The sequence below is a fragment of the Rhodococcus sp. DN22 genome (assembly GCF_036669995.1).
Classification (GTDB): domain Bacteria; phylum Actinomycetota; class Actinomycetes; order Mycobacteriales; family Mycobacteriaceae; genus Rhodococcus_F; species Rhodococcus_F erythropolis.
Map to the genome: position 1 here is coordinate 3,831,086 of NZ_CP133326.1, position 26,035 is coordinate 3,857,120.

The following is a 26,035-nucleotide window of genomic DNA, read 5'->3' on the forward strand; positions in this document are numbered from 1 at the left end:
CGATGAGCGAAGATCTGTTCGCCGCCCTCGATCACCTGGCTGCCACGTCGACCGTCGTGATCGATCGGCCCCGCGGGTCGGCACACCCGCGGTACCCCGATGCGATCTATCCGCTCGAATACGGCTATCTCGACGGCACGGTCAGCGCGGACGGCGACGGGATCGATCTGTTCCGAGGCTCGGCCGTCGGCAACGGTGTTGTCGCCGTGGCCGTTGTTGCCGACATCGTCAAGAAGGACGTGGAAGTCAAGATCCTTCTCGAATGTACTGCGTCTGAAATCGACACTGCCACAGCATTTCTCCGCGACGTTCTAGGTCTCGGTGCCACTGTCTTGCGGCGCGCCGTCAGCTGAGTTCGTCGAATCGCGGAACAAGATGCTCCGCAACCCACTTCGCTTCCTCGATCAGAGGCCAACCTGCCAGGATCAGTGCAGTCAAACCGGTTCGGCTGCGAAGCGTGCGTACCGAGTCCGTGATCGAATCCGGATCGCCGACGTAGTACACGGCCGATGACCCGGTGCCGAAGATGTCGAGGGGTGACCACGCCGTGATACCCGCGTACAGCCCGTCACCGACGTACAACTCCTCCGGTTCCGGAAGTCGGCCGGAGGCAATCTTGTCCGCCCAACCCTGCCGCTGAGCGTCGCGGGCGGTGAAGGTCTTGAGGTCTTGCTTCCCCTGAGTACGACGACGCACTGCGTTGTCCAAGACATGAGCGATCTGCTCGACGCCCGTCTTCTCGAACAACGAACGGAACCGGTCGTGCGCCTGCGCCTTGGTGGGGCGAACGATCACACCGGTGAGCGCACCGAAGTCGGTGAACTCGCGCCCGGCTGCCTCCGCCGCCGCCCGTGCGGCAGTGAATTTGTCTTCGATGAACGAAGTCTCGCGCAGCATCGCCAAGTAGGTGTCGAGCACCTTGCCTGAATTCGCCAGGCCTGCAGGCGAATCACCGGTACCCCACAGCGGAACCTGATGCCCAGCGGGCGCATCGATACGCAGTGGTGTGTTGGGAAAGTTCGACTCCGTGCCTTCGGCGTAGATGCGGCGGAAGTCCGCCCAGTACTGCTCCCCCAACTCGTAACGCTCGTCGTGGGGCACGTTCATGTCGTACTTGGTCAGGATGTTCTCGCGTCCGTTGACCGAGTTGATCAACAGTCGGCCGCCGCTGAAGGCGTCGAAAGTCAATGCCTTCTCCGCCAGCAGTCGCGCCGGCGTCATGTTCGCGTAGACGGCGACGAGGAACTTCATGCGCGTGGTGTGCGCTGCCGCCCACGTCGCCGAGATGAACGGATCGTTCGGCCAGGTGGCAACAAGCGCACCTTCGAATCCGCCGTCGTCGATGGTCTTCGCGAGCTCGATCTGCCTGGCCCCGTCCACGGGGAACAGCCCACCGGGGCTCCACGGGTAGTCCCCGTCTGCCTGGGTGAGATACCAGAATGTCTTGATGCCCATCAGTTCTGCACTCCAGCCGGCAGGTCGAACGATTCGATTCGGGCACGCGAACGGATGGTGTCCGCATTCACGCTGTAGAGCGCGTCGAGGTATGCGACCGCGAAAGAACCGGGGCCCGAGGCATTTTCCTCGGCGATCTCCGATGCCACGGCAACATGCGTATGCGCGGCAACCAATCCGTCCAGCGCGGTCGACGTGACGGCGAGGTAGGCGGCGACAAGACCGCCCAGAGAGCAACCGGTACTGGTCACGCGCGGCAACAGCGCGCTGCCACCGGAGACTCGGATGCCCTGGGTGTCACCGCCCGCATCGCGGCCGACGATGTAGTCGACCGGTCCGGATGCCGACACGGCATCCGCATGCTTCAAGAGTGACAGAGCGGCGGGCACCGCGTCGGCGGAATCGGAGGCACTGTCGACGCCGCGGGTGTCACCGCCGAGTCCGGCCAGAGCGATGATCTCCGATGCGTTCCCGCGGATGGCGCTGGGGTGAAAGCGCAGCAGATCCACAGCGATACCGCTCCGCCAGGGTAGTCCGCCGACACCGACGGGATCCAAAACCCATGGCGTACCGGCAGTTCGGGCCGCTTCTGCTGCTATCAGGAAAGCTTCGGCTGTCCCGTCGTCCGGCGTCCCGAGGTTGACGAGCACTCCCCCGGCGACGGCAGCGAACCCACCGGCTTCGTGAACGTTGTCGATGTGAGCGTTGCTTGCGCCGGCGGCGAGCAGAACATTGGTCAAGAAGTTCGCAGAAACGATGTTGGTCAGCGACTGGACGAGCGGTACCTGATCGCGGAGTGCGTCGATCGCCGACGCGACGGTTTCGACAGAGACAGTGTCAGACATGAGAATTCCTTCAGGACGGGAGGTAATTGAGGACTGCGGCGATTCAGGACCGCGGACATCGAACATTCGCAAGCGCGCCGCCGGGCTCACCGCCGACAACCATCGGCAAAGTCGGATCTGCAGTCCATTCCTCCAACGAGCCGTCGTAGACCTTGACGTCCTCATAGCCGCCGCGGATCAGTGCGAGTGCTGTCAGGCACGCCGAAACTCCACCGCCGCAATAGATCACGACAGGGTCGGCGGCGGTTGGTAGAACGTCGGCCGATTTCGACAACACTTCCTCGACTGGAAGCATCCTGGAGTCGGTGTCGAGGAGACTCTTCGCGGACAGATTCACACTTGACGGAATATGTCCGCGTCGCGAATATCGCGTCTTCTCCGTTCCCTCGTACTGCTCAGGCGCCAGCGCGCACACCAGCGTTCCGGCTTCTTCTCCTGAGGACAGTGAGGCAACGCGAGGTAGATCGACCCACAGGCCAAGGTCCGTCACACTCCAACGCTTCGACGCCGACGTGTGGGTGACGTCGTCGCCGCTCGCGAGGGCGAAGCCGCATCGAGTCCATTCGGCGAGGCCACCGTCGAGGACCCTTGCTTCGATGCCGGCGTTGCGAAACACCCACCAGAGCCGTGATGCCCAAGTGGTCGAACCCTGGTCGTAGATCACGATTGTCGCACCCGGTTCGATACCACTGGATTGGAGATCGGACATCAACTGCTCCGTTGACGGGCGTGTGAAATGCAGCGCCGCTTCCCTTTCGGAAAAGACGTCCATGAGGTCGACGTGTCGGGAACCCGGGATGTGCGAGGAAACCCAGCCGTCGTACCCGGACTCCGGGCGATAGTCGCCGTCAAATCGCGCGGGAGGAAAATGAACCGTCGCGTCGAGCACGGCGACGCCTCCCTCACGCAGCATCGCGTCGAGTTCAACGGCACTCACCAGCGGCGACGCGGTCTCTCCAGCCACTTCGGACCCTCTCCCTCGGAAACGAACAAGCACGAACCTAAATGAGTACTAGCGTATACGCAAGTACTCACTCGTCGTCGATGGCATAATCGAACGCGCTCTACTTGCATGCACAGGAATGGGGACACATGGATCTCGACGCCGATACGAGCACCACCGATCTGCTGGTGCCGGAGGCTGCGCTCGGCCGGTCCGATCAGACCTCGCGGCAGTACCTGCGCCTGCGAGCCGACATCCTGGCCGGCAAGTTCCCCCAGGGCGCTCCGCTGCACGAGACTCAATTGTGCGAATCGTACGGCGCATCGCGTACCCCGATCCGCGAGGCACTCAACTGGCTCGCGCACGACGGTCTACTCGAACGAGCCGCCCGCGGTTTTCGTGTCCGCTCCGGCACTCCCGAAGACGTCATCGAAATCTACGCAGCGCGGGTTGCCCTCGAATCGGAAGCCGCCGGCGCCGCCGCACTCCGCCACAGCGATCTCGACCTTGCCCGCCTGGACGGATTGCACGAGTTCTGCTGCACTGCAACAGAAGGCACCGAGGTTCGTGCCGGAAACTTCAAGTTTCACGAGGCCCTCTGGCAGGCCGCCCACAATTCCACGATCACCTCATTGCTGATCCGCCTCACCACCCAACTGCGAATCTACGACAGCGGCCCGCCGTCGAACTACGGCGAACCTGACCTGCTCAATTCGGAGCATCAAGAGATCCTGAACGCCATCCGCGCCCGGGACGAATCGTCCGCACGTGGTCACATGCGCAACCATCTCGAGCGCAGCCGCGACCAACGAATAAGGATGTTCGCCAGCCGCTGACTTCAGACAGCCCAGATTTCTGCACGCCGACGCCTGCGCCGCCGTCGCTCAGACGGGGAGCGTGCCGGTCTCGACGTCGTACACGCTCTCGGCCGGGCTCGACATCACTCGATCCGCCATCTCCTGCTTGAGCTCTGTCAGCCGTGACTCGTCTTCGGCCGTCCGGTCGGACTTACGGGACAGAGTGATGAACTCGTCGACGACGAACCCCTCCCGAACAGTCAGCGTGACGCTCGCGCCGCGATAGGTGATCCGAAATACGTACAGCGCGAGCGTGTTTCCACGTTCACGCCTGGCCAAGGAACTGTCAACGGTGTACCGCCCTTCGGTCACCGCGCGCGTGACCAACTCGAACGAATCGCGCACTCCTGGTCCGCCGTGTGCGGTGGTGACGACCAGCTCGCGACGCTCGACGGAGCCTTCCCCGCCGAGCACACCGAGAGCGCGCTCGAGAACCTTGTAGGCATGCGCCACGCCGCCCGGGGCCTGCGGACCGTGATAGCGGAGGGCGTCCTCGTACGTGAAGTCGAGCGTCGTCCCGTGATCGGTCACGGTGAGCGTGGTGGTCATGATGGGCGTCCTTGCCGATCAGTGCTGGCGGTCGATCGGATTGATCCGCGAGACGATGAGCGGATCGATCGGGGTGAAAGGAAAGTGCGGCAGATCCCGTTCCGGACCACCGAACGAGGCCGAGAGAACGCCGCGTGAGAACGCGGAAGCCGTTGCACGGTAGCCTATGTCGCCCGGCGTCGGCTGGTCGAAGAAGATGAGGAAGTTGATGTCCTCGTCACCTAGAACCTCGATGTGATGGGGATAGGCACGCGGAACGAAATACACCTGACCAGGCTCCAGTAGGTAGGTGTCGAGCGAACCGTCCGGATCGAGGACCGTCATCCGCCCGTGACCACGATGCACGTATCCCATTCGGCAGTGACGGGATGCCAGTGTGGCTCACGCATCCCACTCTCGCGAATAGTCAACGAGTACATCGAAAGATCCTCCAGCGCCGCCCAATACTGCTTGCGCGCCACTTTCGCCTGTCCGTACGGATATGCGAGAGGCGCGATCTGGCCTTCGAGATCGAAGAGATGCGCGTTGGGAAGGCCGGCGGTATCGGGAACGACGGCGGCGCCGTCCCGCCGAACTATCTGGGACGCATCGGCTCTACCGAAGACGTCGAAGGCCGATGCGGCGAGATCGTACGTGTTGCCGAGCACCGCGTTCGACATTGCGCTGACGCTACTCTGCAACGAAAAGTGCTGCGGGAGTGAAGTACGCAGGGCAGCGATGATCTCCGCCTCCTCCTCTCCGACATTCTCGATGTGATAAATCGCGCCGGATTCGACGTGATACATCTGCCCCGCTCGCACCACGAAGCTGGCGAACTCGTCAGCATTGCCCAGCATCGAGACGAGCACGGTTCCGCTGGTGACGTAGGCGATCTGGTTCGCGTTGACGTTCCATTGTGGTTCACGGATCGCGCCGGGACCGAGAACAATTCGTTTGATCGACAGACCGGACAGGATCGGCAACGAACTCGTGTCGAGTTGCGAGATCGACCCAAGTTCGTTCTCGAAGACACTGGGGCCATTGCATAGTGAGGCAACGTGTGTAGACATGGCAATTTTATCCTTCCCACTCTGGTCCTTTCGACTCCGGTCCTTCCGCCTCGCTGACGTCAGTCCTCGATGAACGCGAGAATGTCCTGGTCCAGTGTCTTCTGATATGAGCCGTAGATGCCGTGAGGTGCGCCCGGATACACCTTCAGCGTGCCCTTCTTCACCAGCTTGATCGCCTTCTCGGCCGCTGCGCCGATCGGCACGATCTGATCGTCGTCGCCCTGAGCGATGAGGAACGGAACGTCGATGGCTTCGAGATCGGAGGTCTGGTCCGTCTCCGAGAATGCCTTGACGCAGTCGTAGGCCGCGGCGAGATTGACCAACATACCTTGCCGCCAGAAGTCGTCCTTCGCCCCTTGCGAGACGTCGGCACCTTCGCGGTTCGCGCCGTAAAAGCTCTCGCTGAGATCCTTGTAGAACTGCGATCGGTCTCGCAGAACTCCCTCACGGATGCCGTCGAAGACCTCGATCGGTGTGCCTTCGGGGTTGCCGTCCGACTTGACCATGATCGGCGGTACGGCGCCGGCGGTGATCACCTTGGCCACGCGCCCTTTGCCGTGCTGCGCCGCGTACCGGACCACTTCCCCGCCGCCGGTCGAATGGCCAACCAGGACCAGGTCTTTCAGGTCGAGTGTGTCGATCAGCTCAGCCAGGTCCTTGGCATATGTATCCATGTCGTTGCCGGTGTACGTCTTCGACGAGCGACCGTGTCCTCGACGATCGTGCGCGATGGTCCGGTATCCGGCGTCGGCGAACAACTTCATCTCGACCTGCCACGCGTCAGAACTCAGCGGCCACCCGTGGCTGAGGACGATCGGCCGGCCGACGCCGTGCTCGGTGTAGTAGATCTCGGTTCCGTCGGAGGTGGTGATGTAGGGCATGCTCTGCTCTTCTCTGTCGAGTCGTGGACTGAGATCCGGACACGGTGCCCGGTTTCCTCACTCTGCGAGTGCCCACTACGGGGGCAGTCGACTCATCGATCGACAGAAATGTGCGTGGGGGCAGAAGACTCCGGCCCGACACCACGAAGCGTGGTGCCGGGCCGGAGCCTTCAGTCAAAGGGAAACGATCAGTAATCGTCCTCCGTGTAGACGATCATCCCCCGCAGATTCTTTCCTTCGAGCATGTCGGCGTACCCCTCGTTGATCTCCTCGAGCTTGTAAGTCTTGGTCACCAACTCGTCGAGTTTGAGTGCGCCGCTTCGGTAGTGATCGAGCAACTTGGGAATCTGGGACCGTGGCCCTACCCCGCCGAAGATGGCTCCCTGCAAACGCTTCTGCAGAAGGGTCAGCTCGAAGAGGCTGAGCGTCACCTGCGAATCTGCGTAATGCCCCATTCCGACGACCACGACCTGGCCACCCTTGCCCGTCGCGCTGAGCGCGGGCTGAATGATGTCGCCGTGAATCTCGCCCACGGTGATCACGGTGACGTCGGCCATCTTGCCCCAGGTGATCTCGCCGATCACCGGTAGCGCTTCCTCGAGGGAGGCAAAAGTGTGTGTGGCGCCGAATTCCTTTGCCTTGTCGCGCTTGAACTCGACGGGATCGATCGCGATCACAAATCGTGCTCCGGCGGACGCCGCACCCTGCACCGAGTTGATTCCGACGCCGCCGACGCCGACGACCACCACCGTGTCGCCGACCTTGGCTCCACCGATTGCGGTGGCCGATCCCCAACCGGTGGCAACACCGCAGCCGAGCAAGGCCGCCTTGTCGAGCGGGATGTCCTTCTCGATCTTGATCACCGACGCCTCGTTGACGGTCACGTACGGCGAAAATGTTCCGAGCAGGCACATCTGGATGACCGGCTCGTCGTCGAGGGTGACGCGGTACGTCTTGTCGGAGATCGCCTGCCCGGTCAACAGGCCGGCTCCTTCGTCGCAGATGTTCTGCAGACCCTTCGCACAGGACGGACAACGTCCGCACGCCGGGATGAAGGCGAGAACCACGTGGTCGCCTTCTTCGACGCTCGCGACACCCGGTCCGACCTTCGTCACCACTCCGGCGCCTTCGTGCCCGCCCAGGGCCGGGTAGAAGGGCAGCGGGCTGGCGCCCGTACGCAAATGTTCGTCCGAATGGCACAGCCCCGATGCGGCGAGTCGGACCTGCACCTCACCCGAGACCGGGTCCCCCAGCTCGACCTCTTCGATCTCCCACGCCTGACCTGGCGCCTTGACTACCGCTGCCTTGACCTTCACCTGCACTCCTCGAAATTCTTCGTGATGCACGGACGACGAAAGAACGCGCCGGCATTTGTGTCGCCGATCACACTCCATGTACGAGTGTGCCTGAAGTAGCCCGAGAATACCGTCGGTCCGTGTGCCTTTTTGGTAGTGGGCACTACCAAAAAGGCGCACGGCTAACATGGACACAGTGGCCAAGGGAACTCGCAAGACCAGAACTCGCAGCAGTGCTCCCGAGCGAGGCGAGTCCGGTCCCGTCGCCGGCACTTTTCCGATCGATACCGGGACGTGCGAACTAGTCCGCGATCAGTACTCCGATGACAGTTGGATCATCCAGATCAACGGAGTGCCCAGTTCCCACGTGAACGTCGCGGATCCCACGGTGCTCGATTTCGAGTACATGCGGTGGATCGCGCATCTGGTCGATTCCGAACGTGAAAAGGCCGAGCGCCTGCGGGTGCTTCATCTCGGCGGTGGCGCCTGCTCTATGGCCAGATACTTCGCCGCCACCTACCCTGACGCGCGTCAAGTGGTGGTCGAAATCGACGGTGCTCTGGCGGAACTCGTACGCGATTGGTTCGACCTCCCGCGCGCGCCTCTTCTGCGCATCCGCGTCGGAGAAGCCCGCGCCGTCACCGAAACTCTCACCGAGTCCACCCGGGACATCGTGATTCGAGATGTCTTCGCCGGCAGCACAACTCCGACACCATTGACGACGGCGCAATTCACCACCCACGTACGACGCGTGCTCGCACCGGGCGGCATCTACATCGTCAACTGCGGCGACACCCCGGATCTCCAGGGCGCGCGCAGCGAGGCCGCAACCATCGGCGCACAGTTCGAACACATGGCGATCATCGCCGATCCCGCGATGCTCAAGGGCCGCCGCTACGGCAACATGATCATCGCCGGCAGCGACGTACCGATCGGCGGGCAACCTGCGCTCGCACGCGAGCTACTCGGCGGCGGCGTTCCCGCCCACGTGTGGCAGAACGCCGAAGTCCGCAAGTTCGCCGCGAATGCGGCGATTCGGCAGGACTGACCGAGAGCGCTACTCGCCGCCGAACACCCTCTCCACCACAGCTTTTGCCCGTCGCGTGATGCGCAGATAATTGTCGAGGAACTCCCCTGCGTCGTCGCCGTATCCGGCGACCTGCGCCACCGCCGCGAGGACGCGTCCGGGACCGGGAAGCTGATCGGTCGGCTTCCCCCGCACCAGAACGAGGCAGTTGCGTGCCTTCGTCGCGGTGATCCAGGCGTCACGCAGCAGTTCGACGTCACCTTCGCTGAGCAGTTCCGCGGCCCCGATGGCGTCGAGAGTCTCGAGGGTCGACGTGTTGTGCAGCGACTCGATCTTGTCGGCGTGGCGCAGCTGCAGCAATTGCACAGTCCACTCGATGTCGGCCAAGCCGCCGCGACCCAGTTTGGTGTGCGTCGCCGGATCGGCTCCGCGAGGAAGCCTTTCGGAATCGACTCGCGCCTTGATGCGCCGGATCTCGCGCACCGCCGCGTCACTGACGCCGCCTTCGGGGTAGCGCGTCTTGTCGATCATGTGCAGGAACCGCAGTCCCAGTTCAGGATCACCGGCAACCGGGTGCGCACGAAGAAGCGCTTGAATCTCCCACGCCTGAGCCCACTTCGCGTAGTACGCGTCGTACGACTCGAGCGTGCGAACCATCGGTCCGTTGCGGCCTTCCGGACGCAATCCGGTGTCGACTTCGAGCGGAGGATCCGTGCTCGGTGCCCCGAGAAGCTTGCGCACCTTGTCGGCAATGCTGTTGGCCCACTTGACCGCAACGGTCTCGTCGACGCCCTCGCGGGGTTCGCACACGAACAGCACGTCCGCATCGGATCCATAGCCGAGTTCGCCACCGCCGAGTCGGCCCATGCCGATGACGGAGAAACTGGCCGGCGCCTCGGTCCCGAGTTCGGTGACGCTGGCCTTGATCACCGCGGAGAGCGATGCATTGAGCACCGCGGCCCACACCGAGGACAGCGCCTTGCAGACTGCAGGAACATCGAGCATGCCGAGGATGTCGGCCGACGCGATTCGCGCAAGTTCGTGTCGCCGCAACGAGCGGGCCGCAGCAACAGCACGATTGGGATCACTGTGTCGGCCGGAGGCGGTGAGGATTCCGCGAGCGACGTCCTCGGGCTTCGGCTCGACAAGGCGCGGTCCACTCGGCGAATCCGCGAACAAGCGAATCACGTCGGGAGCCTTGATGAGCAGGTCGGGTAGGTACGCCGACGAGCCCAGCACGGTCATCAGACGCTCGGCCACCGCAGCCTCGTCGCGGAGCAGGCGCAGGAACCACGTCTGGTCGACGAGCGCGTCCGAGAGCCTGCGGTAAGCGAGCAGACCTGCATCGGGATCCGGTGTGTCCGCGAGTGATTCGAGCAGAGTCGGCAACAGGAGCGCTTGAATGCGCCCCTTGCGTGAAGCGCCACTCGTCAGTGCAGTCAGATGCCCGAGAGCATGCTCGGGTGCCGTGTAACCCAGAGCGGCCAACTGCCGAACCGCGGCTTCTGGTCCCAGGACCAGTGCTTCCTTGTCCATCCGCGCCACCGATTCGAGAAGCGGGCGGTAGAACAACTTGGCGTGCAGGCGGCGAATCCGATGCGAATTCCGCTTGATCTCGGCGCGCAGGACTCCCAGGGAATCCAGACGACCGTCTGGCCGCATGTGCGCGGCGCGGGCCAGCCAACGCAGCGCTTCCTCGTCGTCCGGCGGCGGCAGGGTGTGTGTGCGCTTGAGCTTCTGCAACTGCAGACGGTGCTCGAGCAGGCGCAGGAATTCGTATGACGCAGTCAGGTTGGCGGCGTCGTCGCGGCCGACGTATCCACCCGCCGCCAATGCAGTCAGTGCATCGACGGTGCTCTGGACATGCAACGAACTGTCGGCGCGCCCGTGCACCAATTGCAGGAGTTGGACGGCGAATTCGACGTCGCGCAAACTTCCGCGGCCGAGTTTGAGTTCACGCTCACGCAGTTCGGGGGGAACCATTTCCTCGACGCGTCGACGCATGGCCTGGACTTCGGGGACGAAGTCCTCGCGCTCGGAGGCGATCCACACCATCGGGCTCATCGCCTCGGAGTACTGGCGACCGAGCTCCATGTCGCCGGTCATCGGACGAGCCTTGAGCAGTGCCTGGAACTCCCAGGTCTTGGCCCAGCGCTTGTAGTACGTGATGTGGGATTCGAGGGAGCGAACCAATTCTCCGCGCTTGCCTTCGGGCCGCAGCGCAGCATCGACCTCGAAGAATGCGGAGGTACCGATACGCATCATCTCACCGGCAACGCGACTGGCCGTCGCATCGGCCGGTTCGGCGACGAACACGACGTCGACGTCGGAGACGTAGTTCAGCTCGCGCGCACCACATTTGCCCATGGCGATCACGGCGAGCCGGATCGGACAGCTGCCCTCGGGACACACCGTTGCGATGGCCACCGCAAGTGCAGCGGTCAGCGCGGCGTCGGCCAGATCGGAAAGCTGGTGCCCCACAGTCTGATACGGAACTACGGGTTCGTTCTCGACGGTCGCCGCAAGATCAGCCGCAGCCAGCAGCATCAACTGGTCCTTGTAGCTCTTACGCAGAGCAACAACAGCTTCCGGCCCGGTCACCGTGGCGCGGTAGGTCAATGAACCTTCGGTGGCACCCTCGTCGACAGTTGCACCCACGACCTCCAGCAAGGCTGCAGTCGCCTCGTCCTTGGTCGGCAGAGCGGTGCCGTCGAGCAGTTTCCAGCCGATCGGATCCGCGGCCAGGTGGTCGCCGAAGGCCGACGACGCACCCACCAGTGCGAACAAACGGCCGCGCAGGCTCTTGTCCTTGCGCAATGCCTGATCGAGTTCGCGCCACCCGTCGCCGAGCCCGTCCTTGATCCGCACAAGGGTGCGCAGAGCGAGGTCGGCGTTCGCGGCACGCGACAGCGACCACAAGAGTTCGATGCTCTCGGCGTCGACCCAACCGAGCTGACGCAACTCGTCGGCAGCGGTGGGCTCGACCAGCCCGAGTCGACCCGGTCCTGGAACTGCTGATCTCGCAGCGGGCGGTTTCACCGTCACAGACCGAGGTAGGTCTTGAGCTCGAACGGCGTCACGTGGCTGCGGTATTCCTCCCACTCACGACGCTTGTTGCGCAGGAAGAAATCGAAGACGTGCTCGCCGAGTGCTTCGGCCACGAGCTCCGACTTCTCCATCTCGCGCAGAGCGCTGTCCAAGTTGCTCGGCAGTTCCTTGTAACCCATGGCGCGGCGCTCGGCGGAGGTTAACGACCACACGTCGTCTTCTGCCTCGGGCGGCAAGGTGTAGCCCTTCTCGATGCCGCGAAGACCGGCAGCAAGCAGGACCGCGAAAGTCAGGTACGGGTTGCAAGCCGAGTCTGGGCTACGGATCTCGACGCGACGTGACGACGCCTTGTTGGGCGTGTACATCGGGACGCGAATGAGAGCCGATCGGTTGGACGGGCCCCACGACGCGGCAGTGGGTGCCTCTCCCCCGTGGACGAGTCGCTTGTACGAGTTGACCCACTGGTTCGTGACCGCACTGATCTCGTTGGCGTGCTCGAGGATGCCGGCGATGAACGCCTTGCCGGTCTCGGAGAGCTGCATCGGATCGTCCGGATTGTGGAAGGCGTTGGTGTCGCCCTCGAACAGGCTCATGTGGGTGTGCATCGCGGAGCCGGCCTGATCGCTGAACGGCTTGGGCATGAAGCTCGCCCGGACGCCTTCACCGATCGCGACCTCCTTGACGACGTACCGGAACGTCATCACGTTGTCGGCCATCGAGAGTGCGTCGGCGTAGCGCAGATCGATCTCCTGCTGACCCGGCGCGGCCTCGTGGTGGCTGAACTCGACCGAGATGCCCATCGACTCGAGTGCGTCGATGGCGTGGCGGCGGAAATTCGGAGCCGAATCGTGCACGGCCTGGTCGAAGTATCCGCCCGAGTCGGCCGGGATCGGTGGAGTGCCGTCGATCGGGCCGTTCTCCAGAAGGAAGAACTCGATTTCCGGGTGGACGTAGCAGCTGAAGCCCAAGTCGCTGGCCTTGCTCAGCTGGCGACGCAGTACGTGGCGCGGATCGGCCCACGACGGCGAACCATCGGGCATCGTGATGTCGCAGAACATGCGAGCGGAATGCTGCGCACCGTCCTTGTGCGCCCACGGCAGGATCTGGAATGTCGAGGCGTCGGGCCGAGCGACGGTGTCGGCTTCGGAGACTCGAGAGAATCCCTCGATGGCGGAACCGTCGAATCCGATTCCCTCCTCGAAGGCGCCTTCGAGTTCGGCGGGGGCGATCGCCACCGATTTGAGGTACCCGAGAACATCGGTGAACCACAAGCGGACAAACCGAATGTCGCGCTCTTCCAGGGTACGAAGCACGAATTCTTTTTGGCGATCCATGCACGCGAGACTAAGCAAGCCACGTTAAATCTGTGTTACATCAGTGGTCCCGATTAACAGAGTGATTGGTCACCATCGAATAGGCGCAGCGTACGGCGTCGCGCCGGTTAACATGTCAGACCCTCTTCCGGAGCCTTCAAGTAAACGAAGTAGTCGACGACGGCATCGTCGACGCAGGAGTTTCCGTCCAGAACCACCGTGTGTTGGGTTCCGTCGAACGTGATCAGAGCAGCGCCCAACTGCTTCGCGAGATCCACTCCGGCCTGATACGGGGTCGCCGGATCCTGCGTCGTGGACACGACGACCAGCTGCGGCAGACCGGCGTCAGCGAGCGCCTGGGGGTCGAGCGCGTGAGGGCTGCCGGTAGCCGGAACGGGCCAGAACGCGCACAGGTCGAGCGGCGCTTGACCCGTCCCGCGGCCGTCGTCGAGGAACGGCGCCGCCTCGCGGTACCGAGTGTCGGATTCGCCGGCCTCGGCGCGGTCGGTGGTTGCCGGATCGTCCACGCAGCGAATGGCGTTGAACGCGTCGTTGATGTTGGAGTAGCTGCCGTCATCCTCACGGCCTTCGTACATGTCGGCGAGATTGAGCAGCGAGTCGCCGCGTCCGTCGGCCAGACTCGACAGACCCCCACGCAGCGGCGTCCACAACTGTGGCGAGTACAGAGCTTGCTGCACGCCCGTGATCGCGTCGGAATAACTCAGCCCGCGCGGATCGGTGGTCTGTGCCGGCTTCTCGATCAACGGATCGACGAGTGCCTGAAAGCGTGCCTGCGCCTGCGCCGGATCATCACCCAGCGGGCAATCCGTTCGCGAGACACAGTCGGCGACAAAGGCGTCGAACGCGCCTTGGAAGCCCTGCCCCTGCAAGACCACTTCGTCGACCGGATCCTGCTCGGGGTCGAGCGCGCCGTCGAGGACCATCGCTCGGACGTTCTGCGGAAAGGTTTCCGCGTACGTGGATCCGAGCCGGGTCCCGTACGAGAACCCGAGGTAGTTCATCTTCGGATCGCCGAGAACGCCCCGAATGACGTCCATATCTCGCACCACCTCGTAGGTACCGACATGAGCGAGGAACTCCGTACCGGTCCGCTCAGCGCACTTGGCGGCGTAGTCCTTGCTGTCCGCCTCGGCGAGAGCGATGCCCTCCGGCGTCATGTCGACGTTGACCTCCGCACGCTCCGCGTCGGTCTCCTCCGGCGTCAAACACCGAACCTGCGGGGTCGACGCCCCGATCCCCCGCGGATCGAAGCCGATCATGTCGAAACGTTCCTGCAATTCGGTGCCCGAACCCGAGGTCGCCATCGACAGCCCGGACCCACCCGGCCCGCCGGGGTTCAGCAACAGTGAGCCGATGCGGTCGCCGGTTGCCTTCGAACGCGAGATCACCACCTTCGCGGTGTCGCCGTTCGGATTCGCGTAGTCGACGGGAACGCTCACCTCGGCGCAGTCGATCCCACGCCCCAGCGGCGCAGTTCCTTCTTCGACAAATTGGTCGCACGAACCCCAGTCGAGCGTCTGCTCGTAGAATTTCTCGAGGCCGGACGGCACCGCGGACGCGGCAGAACCAGCAGGTTCCACTGATTCGGGCGTGCCTTCCGAACTGGTGCAACCGACAACCAACACGAGCACTGCTGCGCTTCCGGCGAGGGCACCGGAGAGGCGAACGAACTTCGACATGCCATCGATGGTGCCAGGAAACCGCGATAGCCAGCGGTTCGCCTCGTCTCGGCACCTACCTGATACGCGCGCGGTGATGTGACCCATTGCACCCCGTCAACTATTCGTGTCGGCGATGTCCGGTGGCAGACTGAACACGTCATCACCCACACCCGGGGACCCGAAGGCGATCAACGCTCAGGGCCTCGAGGCCAGAAAGGGACAACGATGTCCGAAACACCTCTCTACGGTTCTGTACCCAGTGCAGTTTCTGTACCCACTGCAAGCTCTACCGATGCACCGAAGCGTAAGACGCGCATTCACCACCTCGCCGAGATGAAGCAGAACGGCGAACGCTGGTCGATGCTCACCGCTTACGACTACTCCACGGCACGCATCTTCGAAGACGCAGGCATCCCGGTGCTGCTCGTCGGCGACTCTGCCGCCAACGTCGTCTACGGCTACGACACCACCGTGCCGATCACCGTCGACGAACTGCTCCCGCTCGTGCGTGGCGTCGTTCGCGGCGCGCCGCACGCACTCGTCGTCGCCGACCTCCCCTTCGGCACCTACGAGGGTTCCGCCGAGCAGGCCCTGGCGACTGCCACACGGTTCATGAAGGAAGGCCTCGCGCACGCCGTCAAACTCGAGGGCGGTGAGCGGATGAGCAAGCAGATCGCGGCAATCACCTCGGCCGGCATCCCCGTCATGGCACACGTCGGATTCACCCCGCAGAGCGTGAACTCGCTCGGCGGATTCCGCGTCCAGGGTCGTGGCGACGCGGCCGAGCAACTTGTGGCGGACGCCATTGCGGTCCAGGAAGCCGGGGCGTTCTCCGTCGTCATGGAAATGGTTCCGGCCGAGATTGCGGGCCAGGTCAGCCGCAAACTCACCATCCCCACCGTCGGCATCGGGGCCGGTTCCGAATGCGACGCTCAGGTACTCGTCTGGCAGGACATGGCGGGTTACACGAGCGGTAAGACAGCCAAGTTCGTCAAGCGTTTCGGTAACGTCGGTGACGAACTGCGTTCCGCAGCCGCAGCCTATGCATCAGAAGTTCGCACTGGCGCTTTCCCGGCCGCAGAACACAGTTTCTGATCCGAGACCGGCGAACGCCGCCTGTCTCTCAACCAGCCAGGGGTGCGTTCAATGATCGGTAACCGTCGAAGTTCTACTGCCGCAGCTGTAGTCGGTGCGGCAGCTCTCGTCACGGTGCTGAGCGGATGCGCGGGAGGGTCCACCAACTCTCCCGCGCCCAGCAGCACTACGCCCGCGAGTTCCACCACGACGGCGCCGGCAACAACCGCGTCCGGTTCGACGTTCACCGACGCTCAGGTCCAGCAGTTGTGCTCGGATATGGAAGGGCAGCTGCAGAACTGGCGGACCGTCACCCCGACGCTCGGCAAGGGCGGACTGAACACGATCGTCATCACGTGGGCGACGCAGAACGGCATCAACCTGCTCGATCTCGCTCAGAACCGCGAAAGCATCGACGCGGCAACCTCGGCCGCGTGCCCCGACGTCCGGAGCGGCGCGATTTCCGCACTCGAGATCCCCGATCTCGCCTCCGGCCTGGTGGGCTTCTGATGACCGACACGTCAGCCACTTCAGGGCAGCCGTCGGCTCTCCGGAGTCTGTATCCCCCGATCGAGCCTTTCGTCACCGGCTTCCTCGATGTCGGTGACGGCCAGAGCATGTACTGGGAAGTCAGCGGAAATCCGGACGGCAAGCCGGTGGTGTTCCTGCACGGTGGCCCCGGCGGTGGTGCGCAACCGGCGGTACGCCAGTTCTTCGATCCGGCCGCATACCGCATCGTTCTACTCGACCAGCGCGGCTGCGGGCGGTCCACCCCTCACGTTGCCGACGGCGCCGACCTGTCGGTGAACACGACGGACAAGCTGCTGGCCGACATCGAAGCCCTGCGCGAACATCTTTCGATCGACAAGTGGATGGTTTTCGGCGGGTCCTGGGGTTCCACGCTGTCCATCGCCTACGCCGAAACGTTTCCTACGCGCGTCACTGAGCTGGTCCTGCGCGGGATCTTCCTCCTGCGTCGTAGCGAGATCGACTGGTACTACAACGGCGGCGCGGGAAACATCTTCCCGGAGCGCTGGGACAAATTCCTCGAACCGGTACCCGAGGCGCAGCGCGGCGAAGACCTCGTCGCGGTCTATCACCAACTGCTCCATTCCGAAGACCCCGCCGTCGCAGCCCGGGCAGCGATCGCCTGGTCGGCCTGGGAAGGATCGACGAGCTACCTGTACCCACAGGCGGACAAGATCGAACAGAACTCCGAGACCAGGTTCGCCTTGGCCTTCGCTCGTATCGAGAACCACTACTTCGTCAACGGCGGATTCTTCGACGAGGGTCAACTCCTACGCGAAAGCTCCGCACTGCACGGCATTCCGGGGACGATCGTCCAGGGCCGCTACGACGTCGTCTGCCCCGCCACCAGCGCGTGGGCGCTGCACAAGGCGTGGCCCGAATCCAAGCTCGTGATCGTCGACGACGCCGGACACTCCGCGATGGAGCCCGGCATCGCACATCACTTGGTGGAAGCCACCGATTCTTACCGGTAGCTCGCTACGCCGGGAACGTGAACTCCACCGTCCGTTTGACGGTGTCGACGGCGGTGAGTCGCACCTTTGCGCGCTCACCGTCGTCGGGCGTTCCGACGCATTTCGCAATCACTGCGACCGACGGGACAAACACTTCCGCCGAGCGCTTTCCGTCCTTGGCGCGCATCACCACTGCGTCGAAGACCTCGCCGACCCGGCCGTCGAGCAGCGTGGACTCGGTCAGATCGATGCACGCACGGTCGACCTTGTTCGCCAGCGAGTCGGACCCACTCATGATGTCGGGCAGCTCGGGAAGTGCAGTGCGCGCCCATTCCGGTACCGGCGTACCAGCTGTGATCGCCAGACACACCTCGGTGCTGAAACGATCGGACAGCCGGCGCAGCGGAGCAGTCACGTGAGCGTAGGGCGCTCCGATCCCCGCATGCACCGTCAACTCCGGTAGTCGGCCGTCGAAGGCCGCGTAGTCTGCCCCGCGCAGCAACGACGGCGCAACCGACATCAGCGCCATCGTCGACGGCTCGTTGGAATCGAGTCCGGCAAGAATCTGCCCGACGCTTTGCCCCTCCGGCCACGTGATACCCAGCGCCACTGCAGTTCTCCGCAAGGTCCGAACCGCGGACTCCTCGGCCGGCGGCAGCGTGCGAAGCAACCCGATACCTGCGTCGATCATCATGCGGCCGGCACACATCCCGGTCAGCAGCGACACTTCTGCGTTCCAGTCGTCCGCTTCGGTGCGTGGCTCCAGTTCGATCCGCCAGCGAGCCGAGGACTCGTCCTCCGGCTGATCCCGAACCACTGACTGCTCGGGCAGTTTCAGCTCGATGGCACCCCTGGCAACCGCCGAGACACTGCGCAATCGTCCGAACTCCGGTAGTGCGGCGATGGACGGATGCAAGGTTCCCGCGTCGGCATCGCGCTGCACGGTCGAATAGTCCAGACGTGCCACCGATTTCACCAGAGCGCGTCTCACCTGCCACGACGTCGGCTCGGCCTGCGCGTCGAGTTCGATCCGCCACAGCGCGGCGGGACGAACCACGTCCGGCAGCAGACTCGCCGATCCCTCCGACAACGCTCGGGGATGCAGCGGGACGGAACCGTCCGGGAGATAGAAGGTTTGGCCCCGCTTGCGGGTTTCGATGTCGAGAGCGCCACCCGGCGTCACCACCGCCGCGACGTCGGCGATCGCGTAGTGCACGACGTACCCGGTCGAGGTCTTCTCGATGTGCACTGCCTGGTCGAGGTCCATCGATCCGGGAGGGTCGATGGTCACGAAGGCGATACCCGTTTCGTCGACACGCCCGGCGCCGAAACGATCCACGGCATTCTCGGCCTCGGCCTGCGCCGCAGCCGAGAATGCTCCTGGCAAGTCGAACTCCGCCCGAACCACTCCGAAGTCGATTCCCTGCACCATCATTCGACTTGCGGGCACGCATCCTCCATGATCGGTTCGGGCCGGTATAGCAGCAGTACCGGTCCCAGTTGTTCGAGTCCCAGCTGTTCCAAGTCTCAGTTATTCCAAGTCTCAGTTATTCCAAGTCTCAGTTGTTCCAGTCTTCGTCTGCCCGATCGGCGGCTTTGTTGCGTTCGGCAGCGATCTTCAATGCATGCTCGGCAGAGTCCCGATCAGGGTACGGCCCCATCCTCGTCAGCGAGGACGCGCCCTTTCCCTGCGTGACGGAACCGTCGGACACGTCGAAGTACCAGAGTCGATCTTCATCAGTCATATCCACAGTGTGACATCAGAGTGAGATAGAAGCTTGTAGATCGCTGTGAGACTGATATTCTTTCTACTTGGCCTGGCAGGTGAGAACCGGACATTCGAACGGTGAGTTCTGCTTGAATGCCCAACACAAGCTACGAACAGAAAATGGAGTGCGCATGTCCGCAATTCTTTACGATTACCTCCTCCCGCTCATGGGCCATGACGCGGCAACGTACTGGGCTACGCTGCTGGTCATCAAGCCTGTCTGACAGCTTTCGACCATAAAGAAGACCCCCACCGATCCGGTGGGGGTCTTCTTTGTGCTCTCTTGCAGATCGCGGGCGGACGAGTCGGCGTGTAAGCCGGATCCTGTCCTGCGGCACCGAAGTGCCGAGTGGCGACCATCCATCTGGGCACACCGTCGCCGGGTGCCTCGAGCGGTTCACCCGCAGGCTCGGGCGAGCAGCCCTCGAACACCTGCGCAGCCGCACCGCGAGCGATGCGACCTTCAACCTTGCTCCGGGCGGGGTTTACCTAGCCACCCCGGTCACCCGAGGTGCTGGTGCGCTCTTACCGCACCGTTTCACCCTTACCTGCCTCGAAAGGCAGGCGGTCTGTTTTCTGTGGCACTGTCCCGCGAGTTGCCTCGGGTTGCCGTTAACAACCGCCCTGCTCTGTGGAGTCCGGACTTTCCTCGGCCCCAGGCCTGTGCGCGATACGCGCTGGTTCCAGAAGCCGCGGCCGCCCGGCCAACTCGTCCGCCCCCGTATGCTACCGGGCGCCTGTCGGTGGCCGGCACTATGGTCACCGTATGACTCGGTACGTGGCCCTGCTACGCGGTATCAACGTGGGCGGCATCAACATCAAGATGGCGGACCTGGCGAGAGTCTTTGGTGACCTCGGATTCCAAGGGGTGAAAACCGTGTTGGCCTCAGGCAACGTTCTGTTCGACAGTCCGAGCACCGACATCCCGACGCTGAAGAAACAGATCGAATCCGCCCTTGCCCGCGAGTTCGGCTACGAGGCTTGGGTGTTCGCCCTCGACCTTCCGACACTGCAGGCGATCGTGGACAACTACCCGTTCGAGCGCGAACGCGAGGGTTGGCATGCTTATGCGATGGTTGCCTCCGAGCCGGAAATCCTGGAGGAATTGAGCACTGCAGCAGCGCAACTCGATGCCTCGGTCGAGCGTGTGGCGGCAGGCGACGGAGTCCTGTACTGGGAGGTCGAGAAGGGGCAGACCGTCAAGAGCGCGTTCGGCAGGAACACCGGAAAACCGAAGTTCAAGGCGTTCACCACAACCCGAAACCTGAACACGCTCTACAAACTGCTCAAATGACGCTCGCCCCGACACGGAGCACCATCGCGTGACTCTTCTACCGATCCTGCTCGTCGCCCTCGTCCTCGTCTTCGCGATAGTGCGTCCACGCGGGCTTCCCGAGATCGTCATCGCCGGGCCGGCAGCTGTCGTCGTTCTCCTGACCGGCGTCGTAACTCTCGACGAAGCCCGCGACGAACTGGCGAGCATGGCACCCACCGTCGTCTTCCTGGTTGCCGTGCTGGTTCTCGCTCATGCCGCCGATGCTCTCGGCGTCTTTCGCTGGGTCAGCCAGATCCTGCAGCAAAAATCCCTCGCCGATCCACACCGGTTGCTGATCTATGTGTTCGGCGCCGCCGCCCTGACCACGGCGGTCCTGAGCCTCGACGCCACCGTCGTGCTGCTGACACCCGCGGTGATCGCGGCCGCACGATCCATCGGAGCAAGTCCCCGGCCGCATTCCTATGCCAGTGCGCACCTGTCGAATTCGGCGTCGACCCTGCTGCCGGTGTCCAACCTGACCAACCTCATCGCGTTTGCCGCAACAGGTTTGACGTTCTTGCACTTCACCGCATTGATGGCGTTGCCGTGGGTCGTGACGATCGCTGTCGAGTACCTGATTTTTCGACTGTTCTTCCGTTCGGAACTCGCGCGGGGCGACAGCGCCGAACCGCCGGTGGCAGCCAGATCTGCGCCTGCGCCGATTCTGCCGCTGACGGTGATCGGAATGACGCTGCTCGGTTTCGCGGTTTCGGGTTTCTTCGGGATCGAGCCCGCCTGGATCGCGGTGGTGGGTGCGAGTGTCCTGGGAGCGATCGCTCTGGCTCGGCACCGTACGACCGCCGCCAAGATGCTCTACGCTGCCGACCTCTGGTTCTGCGCGTTCGTCCTGGTTCTCGGAATCATCGTCGCCGGAGTCGCGAACGGGCCGGTGGGCGAATGGATTGCGCAGATCCTGCCAGGCGACACCAGCTACGGCTCACTGCTCTTTGTCGCCGCAGTAGCGGCGGTAGCGTCCAATCTCGTCAACAACCTGCCGGCAACCTTGCTGATGATCGCAGCGCTCGGAACGGCGGCACCTCCAGCTCTGGTGCTTGCGATGTTGATCGGCGTCAACCTCGGCCCCAACCTCACCTACGTGGGCTCACTGGCAACGATGCTCTGGCGACGAGTCGCCACCAGCGCGGGCGCACCGCCCACGCTGGCGACATTCACTCTGCTCGGGGTCATCACGACGCCACTGACATTGCTCGCCGCCGTGAGTGCCCTGTGGTTGGTGATCTGATCAGAGGCTGATCAGCCGTCGGGGCTCTTTCAGCGAAGGTGTGACGTGTCGTTGACCAACCGGACCGAGGCTCCCCCGTCGGGATAGAACTCGGTGATACTCAGCGACGCCAGATCCAGATGCAACCGGTACAGCAACGACGGCCCGGCATCGAGGGCCAGCTGCACCAAAGTCTTGATCGGGGTGACGTGAGAGACGACCAACAGCGTCGCGCCGCCGTAGGTCGAGATCAGGTCGTCACGCGCGGCGACGACTCGTTCGCGTACCTCGTCGAAACTCTCGCCGCCCGGTGGACGCACCGAAGTGTCCGAGAGCCATTCGCGATGCAGGTCCGGGTCACGCTCGGCTGCCTCGCGGAACGTGAGTCCGTCCCAGTCGCCGAAATCGGTTTCGATCAAACCCTTGTGCTCGACGACGGGTAAACCGAGCACGCGGGCCGATGACTCTGCCGTCTCACGGGTTCTGCCGAGGGGTGAGCAGACGATGGCGTCGATACCGCCTCGGTTCCCGAAGCGTCCGGCTGCGCCGGCAGCCTGCGCGCGGCCCAGTTCCGTGAGCTCCGGATTCCCGCGTCCGGAATACCGGCGATCGACCGACATCGCTGTCTGTCCGTGACGTAGCAACAACATTCGTGTCGGCTTGCCGGTGGTGGCGATCCATCCCGGAGAGCCGGCGATCTGCGGCTCCGACGTCTCTTCGGACGGCGCGGCAGGTGCAGCAGGTGCGGGGGCCGAAGGTGCGACTGGGCCGGTTTCGATGCCGGCAGCCGCGTCCATCGCCTCGTTGGCAAGACGATCGGCATGAGAGTTCTCGCCGCGAGGAATCCACGTGTAGGTCACTCGCGAGAACTGCGTCGCCAGCTCGGCAGCGCGCCGCTGCAGCGGAATCATGTCCGGGTGCTTGACCTTCCAGCGCCCGGACATCTGCTCGACGACCAACTTGGAATCCATGCGGACGTCGACCGTCGACGCGCCGAGTTCACCGGCAGCGGTCAACCCGGCGATCAGTCCGCGGTACTCGGCGACGTTGTTGGTCGCGATACCGATGCTTTCCTTGCGTTCGGCCAACACCGAGCGCGAGGCGTCGAAGACCACGGCGCCGTAGCCGGCCGGGCCGGGGTTGCCGCGCGATCCACCGTCCGCCTCGACGATGACCTGCGTGGGAGTCACAGACCGGACTCCTTGGTACGCACCATGATTGCGTTGCACTCTGGGCAACGAACTACGACGTCGGCCGGTGTCGCGGCAATTCGCGAGATCTCGCCGCGGTCGATCTCGATCCGGCAAGCGCCGCATCGGCGTGCCTGCAGAAGCGCCGCGCCCGGTCCGCCCAGGCTGCGCTGCTTCTCGTAGACAGCAAGGAAATCGGCGGGGAATTCACCGACGAGTCGTTCACGATCGGCGGCGCAACGCTCCTGCGCCTTGTCCAGATCAGCGACGGCATCGTCGCGGCGACGCTTGGCGTCGATCAGCTCTTCTTCGGCCTGGGACAGCTGGGCACCGGCGTGATCGTGATCGGCCTGCAACGCCTCACGCTGCTCCATCACTTCGAGCAACTCGTCTTCGAGGAGCCCCTGACGCCGGACCAGGCTGCCGAGTTCGTGTTCGAGTTCGGTGAGCTGCTTCGCCCCGACCGATCCGCTCTGCAGGAGTGTGCGGTCACGATCCTCGCGCTGACGAACCGCGTCGACCTCGCCTTCGAGCTTGCGAATGTCGCGATCGATGTCGTCGATCTGGATTTCGACGGCTACGGACGCGTCTTTACGGCTGATTCGCTCGGCCTCGAGACGTTCGACTTCCTGCTGCTCGGGAAGCGCTCCGCGTCGGTGGGTGATCCGAGTGAGCTCAGCATCCACCCCGGCGAGGTCGAGAAGCTTGGATTGCACCTGTGGTTCGACGTTCACGCTGTATAACTCCTGCTGTAAGTCCGATGTCGGCAGTGCTCGCGAAGGACGGCTCTCGAAGAACTGCTCTTGAATTGTTCGTGCAACCGTACCTTGCAGAGCGCTGCACTAATGCGCACTCAAACACCACGGATCGGTGCGAATTGTCGAAACCCGGCTTTCCCACTCCGGATTGTCGGCAAACGCGGCGTCGAGCACCGATTTCGCCTGTGCGCACCACGGGTATTCACTCGCCCAGTGCGCGACGTCGACCAGAGCCGGGCCACCGGCGCGTAGATGCTCGTCCGCGGGATGATGCCGCAGGTCCGCAGTGACGTAGACGTCGGCGCCCAGTGCCGCCACCACGTCGAGATACGAGTCGCCGGAACCGCCGCACACCGCCACGGTACGAACGGTCGCGTCTGGATCTCCGGCCGCGCGAACACCCCACTCGGTCGAGGGCAGTGAGCGCGCCACTCGCGCGGTGAATTCCCGCAAGGTTTCGGGGTGGTCGAGCTCACCCAACCGCCCCAGTCCGAGTGAACTGGGGAACGCTGCGAGTTCGAAGACATCGAAGGCCGGTTCCTCGTACGGATGGGAGGCACGCAATGCGCCCAGCACTGCGCTTCGCTTTCCGCGAGGGGCAATCACCTCCACACGATTCTCGCGAACCTGCTCCACAGCGCCGACGGTCCCGATCGTCGGATTCGCTCCGTCGGCGGGCAGGAACTGACCCGTACCGGTGACGGTCCAACTGCACTGGCTGTAATCACCGATCCGCCCAGCCCCGGCCTCGAAAAGTGCATCCTGCACGGCCGATGCATTCTCCACCGGAACCATGACGACCCACTTGTCGAGCGGCTGCGTCGGCTTGGGTTCGATCGGGCGCAGCACGGTCAGGCCCAGAGCCTGCGCCAACGCGTCGGACACTCCGGGGTCGGCCGAGTCCGCATTGGTGTGCGCCGAGAACAGCGCGCACCCCGCCTTGATGAGCTTGTGAACCAACGCACCTTTGGGAGTGTGAGCACCGACGGTGTCCACCCCACGCAGCAGAAGTGGATGGTGAACGACCAGAAGGTCGGCACCGGAGGCGATGGCGTCGTCGACCACTGCCTCGGTCGGATCCACCGCGAAAACCACTCTCGTCACAGCGTCGGCCGGATCGCCGCAGACCAGGCCGACCGAGTCCCACGATTCCGCCAGGGCCGGCGGATAAGCGGATTCCAGCACGGCTATGACGTCCGCAAGGGTTGGGCCACTCACAAGATCTCCTTCATCGCTTCGATCAGTACCGCAACCTGCTCGGCTGGACGGACGGCCACGCGCAGCCGATCCGGGCCGAGTCCGGGAAAGGTGTCGCACCTGCGGACGGCGATTCCGCGGGCACGCAGGTGCTCTCGCATCGTGGCGCCGTCACGGACGTCGATGAGCACGAACGGCCCCGCAGCGGGTTCGTGCACGGCAATCCCGATCTCGGTCAGTCGCCGCGACATGTCTCGGCGGTCCACGGCAATCGCGTCGGCTTTGATCCTCGACTGCTCGACGGCGAACGGTTCGCAGCACGCCGTGATGGCCTCGATCTGCAGACTGCCCAACGGCCAGTGGGCTCGGCCGTGACTGAGTCGAGCCAGAAGATCGGGAGAGCCGATCGCGTATCCACACCGCAATCCGGCGAGCGCCCACGTCTTGGTCAGGCTCCGAAGGACCAGTACATCCGCCGACTCGACACCGGCGATGCTCTCCGTTTCGCCGGGGACCGCGTCGCCGAAGGCCTCGTCCACCACCAGGATCCGGCCCGGCTGATGCAATGCCAACACATCGGCCTTGGGGTGAAGCACGGACGTCGGGTTGGTCGGATTGCCCAGAACGACAAGGTCCGCGGATTCGGGTACCTGCGCGGTCCGAAGCTCGAAAGGCGGCTCCAGAATCACTTGAGTCACCGGCACACCGGCCTCTCGCAGTGCCAGTTCCGGCTCGGTGAACGACGGATGGATCAGCGCTGCCGAACGAGCGCCCAGGCGCGGCAGCATCGCGAATCCCTCGGCACCGCCCGAGAGCAACAACACCTCTTCGGGCCGGCGCCCGTGCCGCTGCGCGACCGTTTCGCGAGCCTTCAGTTCCGCTGCGGCCGACGGGTACGAACCAAGCGTCGCCAGCCCTGCGGCCAGCCGATCCCGCAACCACTTCGGCGGGCCGGAGCCTTGAACGTTGACGGCAAAATCGAGTAACCCGGGCTCCGCTTCGACATCGCCGTGATGTCGCAAGCTCTCCAGGTCAACCGTTCCGGTACTCACCCGGTCAGCCTACGGTCGAGCACCGTGCGCGGAC

23 protein-coding genes, 1 other RNA gene and 1 pseudogene are annotated in these 26,035 nt (G+C 63.8%); 8 read left to right on the top strand and 17 right to left on the bottom strand.

Annotated features, from left to right (window positions below):
* The first annotated feature begins 2 nt into the window (after positions 1-2).
* Positions 3-353, top strand: coding sequence for an inorganic pyrophosphatase (locus RA302_RS17405; RefSeq protein WP_070160803.1), 351 nt, complete (start codon positions 3-5; stop codon positions 351-353).
* Here the strand turns inward: RA302_RS17405 and RA302_RS17410 are convergent.
* The 3 genes from RA302_RS17410 to RA302_RS17420 are packed head-to-tail and all read right to left on the bottom strand — an operon-like array spanning position 346 to position 3,264.
* Positions 346-1,455 (bottom strand): LLM class flavin-dependent oxidoreductase, encoded by a 1,110-nt coding sequence (locus tag RA302_RS17410; RefSeq protein WP_070160793.1) that lies wholly within the window; start codon positions 1,453-1,455, stop codon positions 346-348. The genes RA302_RS17405 and RA302_RS17410 overlap by 8 nt on opposite strands.
* Positions 1,455-2,300 carry a hydroxyethylthiazole kinase gene (thiM, locus tag RA302_RS17415; RefSeq protein WP_042445779.1) on the bottom strand — a complete coding sequence of 282 codons (846 nt, stop codon included), beginning with the start codon at positions 2,298-2,300 and terminating at the stop codon, positions 1,455-1,457. Before thiM ends, RA302_RS17410 begins: the two co-directional genes overlap by 1 nt.
* Before the next feature lie 43 nt (positions 2,301-2,343).
* Entirely contained in the window at positions 2,344-3,264 is a 921-nt protein-coding gene (locus RA302_RS17420) for a rhodanese-like domain-containing protein (protein WP_083291514.1), read from the bottom strand.
* Positions 3,265-3,392: 128 nt separating this feature from the next.
* On the opposite strand from RA302_RS17420, the gene RA302_RS17425 reads away from it, so the two are divergent.
* Positions 3,393-4,079: a GntR family transcriptional regulator gene (locus RA302_RS17425; RefSeq protein ID WP_058039441.1), complete on the top strand. Its 687-nt coding sequence runs from the start codon at positions 3,393-3,395 to the stop codon at positions 4,077-4,079.
* A 48-nt stretch (positions 4,080-4,127) separates the two neighbouring features.
* On the opposite strand, the gene RA302_RS17430 is transcribed toward RA302_RS17425, so the two are convergent.
* From RA302_RS17430 to RA302_RS17445, 4 genes and pseudogenes are all read right to left on the bottom strand, one after another.
* Complete coding sequence (locus RA302_RS17430) at positions 4,128-4,649, bottom strand: hypothetical protein (protein ID WP_054186672.1); 522 nt, start codon at positions 4,647-4,649, stop codon at positions 4,128-4,130.
* An 18-nt stretch (positions 4,650-4,667) separates the two neighbouring features.
* A pseudogene (locus tag RA302_RS17435) lies at positions 4,668-5,698 on the bottom strand (cupin domain-containing protein).
* Positions 5,699-5,757: 59 nt separating this feature from the next.
* Positions 5,758-6,579: an alpha/beta hydrolase gene (locus tag RA302_RS17440; protein ID WP_003941629.1), complete on the bottom strand. Its 822-nt coding sequence runs from the start codon at positions 6,577-6,579 to the stop codon at positions 5,758-5,760.
* Positions 6,580-6,767: 188 nt separating this feature from the next.
* Positions 6,768-7,895: an NDMA-dependent alcohol dehydrogenase gene (locus RA302_RS17445; protein WP_003941634.1), complete on the bottom strand. Its 1,128-nt coding sequence runs from the start codon at positions 7,893-7,895 to the stop codon at positions 6,768-6,770.
* Between the two features lie 166 nt (positions 7,896-8,061).
* On the opposite strand from RA302_RS17445, the gene RA302_RS17450 reads away from it, so the two are divergent.
* A complete protein-coding gene (locus tag RA302_RS17450) occupies positions 8,062-8,922 on the top strand; it encodes a fused MFS/spermidine synthase (RefSeq protein WP_070160791.1) in 861 nt (286 codons plus the stop codon).
* Positions 8,923-8,931: 9 nt separating this feature from the next.
* On the opposite strand, the gene RA302_RS17455 is transcribed toward RA302_RS17450, so the two are convergent.
* The 3 genes from RA302_RS17455 to RA302_RS17465 all read right to left on the bottom strand — a co-directional run bounded on the left by RA302_RS17455 (position 8,932) and on the right by RA302_RS17465 (position 14,962).
* Positions 8,932-11,946, bottom strand: coding sequence for a bifunctional [glutamine synthetase] adenylyltransferase/[glutamine synthetase]-adenylyl-L-tyrosine phosphorylase (locus RA302_RS17455; RefSeq protein ID WP_042921890.1), 3,015 nt, complete (start codon positions 11,944-11,946; stop codon positions 8,932-8,934).
* The gene (locus RA302_RS17460; RefSeq protein ID WP_003941637.1) at positions 11,943-13,283 is read right to left on the bottom strand and encodes a glutamine synthetase family protein; all 1,341 of its coding nucleotides are present in this window, start codon (positions 13,281-13,283) and stop codon (positions 11,943-11,945) included. The genes RA302_RS17455 and RA302_RS17460 overlap by 4 nt, the downstream gene beginning before the upstream one ends.
* 107 nt (positions 13,284-13,390) lie before the next feature.
* Positions 13,391-14,962 (bottom strand): alpha/beta hydrolase, encoded by a 1,572-nt coding sequence (locus RA302_RS17465; protein ID WP_007735453.1) that lies wholly within the window; start codon positions 14,960-14,962, stop codon positions 13,391-13,393.
* A 207-nt stretch (positions 14,963-15,169) separates the two neighbouring features.
* Here RA302_RS17465 and panB point away from each other — a divergent pair, with 207 nt between their 5' ends.
* From panB to pip, 3 genes are read left to right on the top strand one after another with little or no spacing between them, the layout of a single operon-like run.
* Positions 15,170-16,039: a 3-methyl-2-oxobutanoate hydroxymethyltransferase gene (gene panB / locus RA302_RS17470; protein WP_007735454.1), complete on the top strand. Its 870-nt coding sequence runs from the start codon at positions 15,170-15,172 to the stop codon at positions 16,037-16,039.
* Between the two features lie 51 nt (positions 16,040-16,090).
* Entirely contained in the window at positions 16,091-16,528 is a 438-nt protein-coding gene (locus RA302_RS17475) for a hypothetical protein (RefSeq protein ID WP_007735455.1), read from the top strand.
* Positions 16,528-17,520, top strand: a complete 993-nt coding sequence (pip, locus tag RA302_RS17480; RefSeq protein ID WP_070160789.1) for a prolyl aminopeptidase — start codon at positions 16,528-16,530, stop codon at positions 17,518-17,520. Before RA302_RS17475 ends, pip begins: the two co-directional genes overlap by 1 nt.
* 4 nt (positions 17,521-17,524) lie before the next feature.
* Here pip and RA302_RS17485 read toward each other — a convergent pair whose 3' ends face one another.
* The 3 genes from RA302_RS17485 to rnpB all read right to left on the bottom strand — a co-directional run bounded on the left by RA302_RS17485 (position 17,525) and on the right by rnpB (position 19,979).
* Positions 17,525-18,934: an RNB domain-containing ribonuclease gene (locus RA302_RS17485; protein ID WP_064113243.1), complete on the bottom strand. Its 1,410-nt coding sequence runs from the start codon at positions 18,932-18,934 to the stop codon at positions 17,525-17,527.
* A gap of 124 nt (positions 18,935-19,058) precedes the next feature.
* Positions 19,059-19,244: a hypothetical protein gene (locus RA302_RS17490; RefSeq protein WP_007735457.1), complete on the bottom strand. Its 186-nt coding sequence runs from the start codon at positions 19,242-19,244 to the stop codon at positions 19,059-19,061.
* Between the two features lie 320 nt (positions 19,245-19,564).
* Positions 19,565-19,979: RNase P RNA component class A (gene rnpB, locus RA302_RS17495), an RNA gene on the bottom strand.
* Between the two features lie 54 nt (positions 19,980-20,033).
* On the opposite strand from rnpB, the gene RA302_RS17500 reads away from it, so the two are divergent.
* Positions 20,034-20,561: a DUF1697 domain-containing protein gene (locus tag RA302_RS17500; RefSeq protein ID WP_338477329.1), complete on the top strand. Its 528-nt coding sequence runs from the start codon at positions 20,034-20,036 to the stop codon at positions 20,559-20,561.
* A gap of 28 nt (positions 20,562-20,589) precedes the next feature.
* Positions 20,590-21,825 (top strand): SLC13 family permease, encoded by a 1,236-nt coding sequence (locus RA302_RS17505; RefSeq protein WP_007735459.1) that lies wholly within the window; start codon positions 20,590-20,592, stop codon positions 21,823-21,825.
* 29 nt (positions 21,826-21,854) lie between these two features.
* Here the strand turns inward: RA302_RS17505 and RA302_RS17510 are convergent, their stop codons facing one another.
* The 4 genes from RA302_RS17510 to cobC form a co-directional block, all read right to left on the bottom strand.
* Entirely contained in the window at positions 21,855-22,994 is a 1,140-nt protein-coding gene (locus tag RA302_RS17510) for a bifunctional RNase H/acid phosphatase (protein WP_338477330.1), read from the bottom strand.
* On the bottom strand, positions 22,991-23,728 hold the full coding sequence (locus RA302_RS17515) for a C4-type zinc ribbon domain-containing protein (RefSeq protein WP_003941604.1): 738 nt from the start codon (positions 23,726-23,728) through the stop codon (positions 22,991-22,993). The genes RA302_RS17510 and RA302_RS17515 overlap by 4 nt, the downstream gene beginning before the upstream one ends.
* Before the next feature lie 108 nt (positions 23,729-23,836).
* Entirely contained in the window at positions 23,837-24,970 is a 1,134-nt protein-coding gene (locus tag RA302_RS17520; RefSeq protein WP_030537562.1) for a Nif3-like dinuclear metal center hexameric protein, read from the bottom strand.
* A complete protein-coding gene (cobC, locus tag RA302_RS17525; protein WP_070160787.1) occupies positions 24,967-26,001 on the bottom strand; it encodes an Rv2231c family pyridoxal phosphate-dependent protein CobC in 1,035 nt (344 codons plus the stop codon). Before cobC ends, RA302_RS17520 begins: the two co-directional genes overlap by 4 nt.
* Between the last annotated feature and the right edge of the window lie 34 nt (positions 26,002-26,035).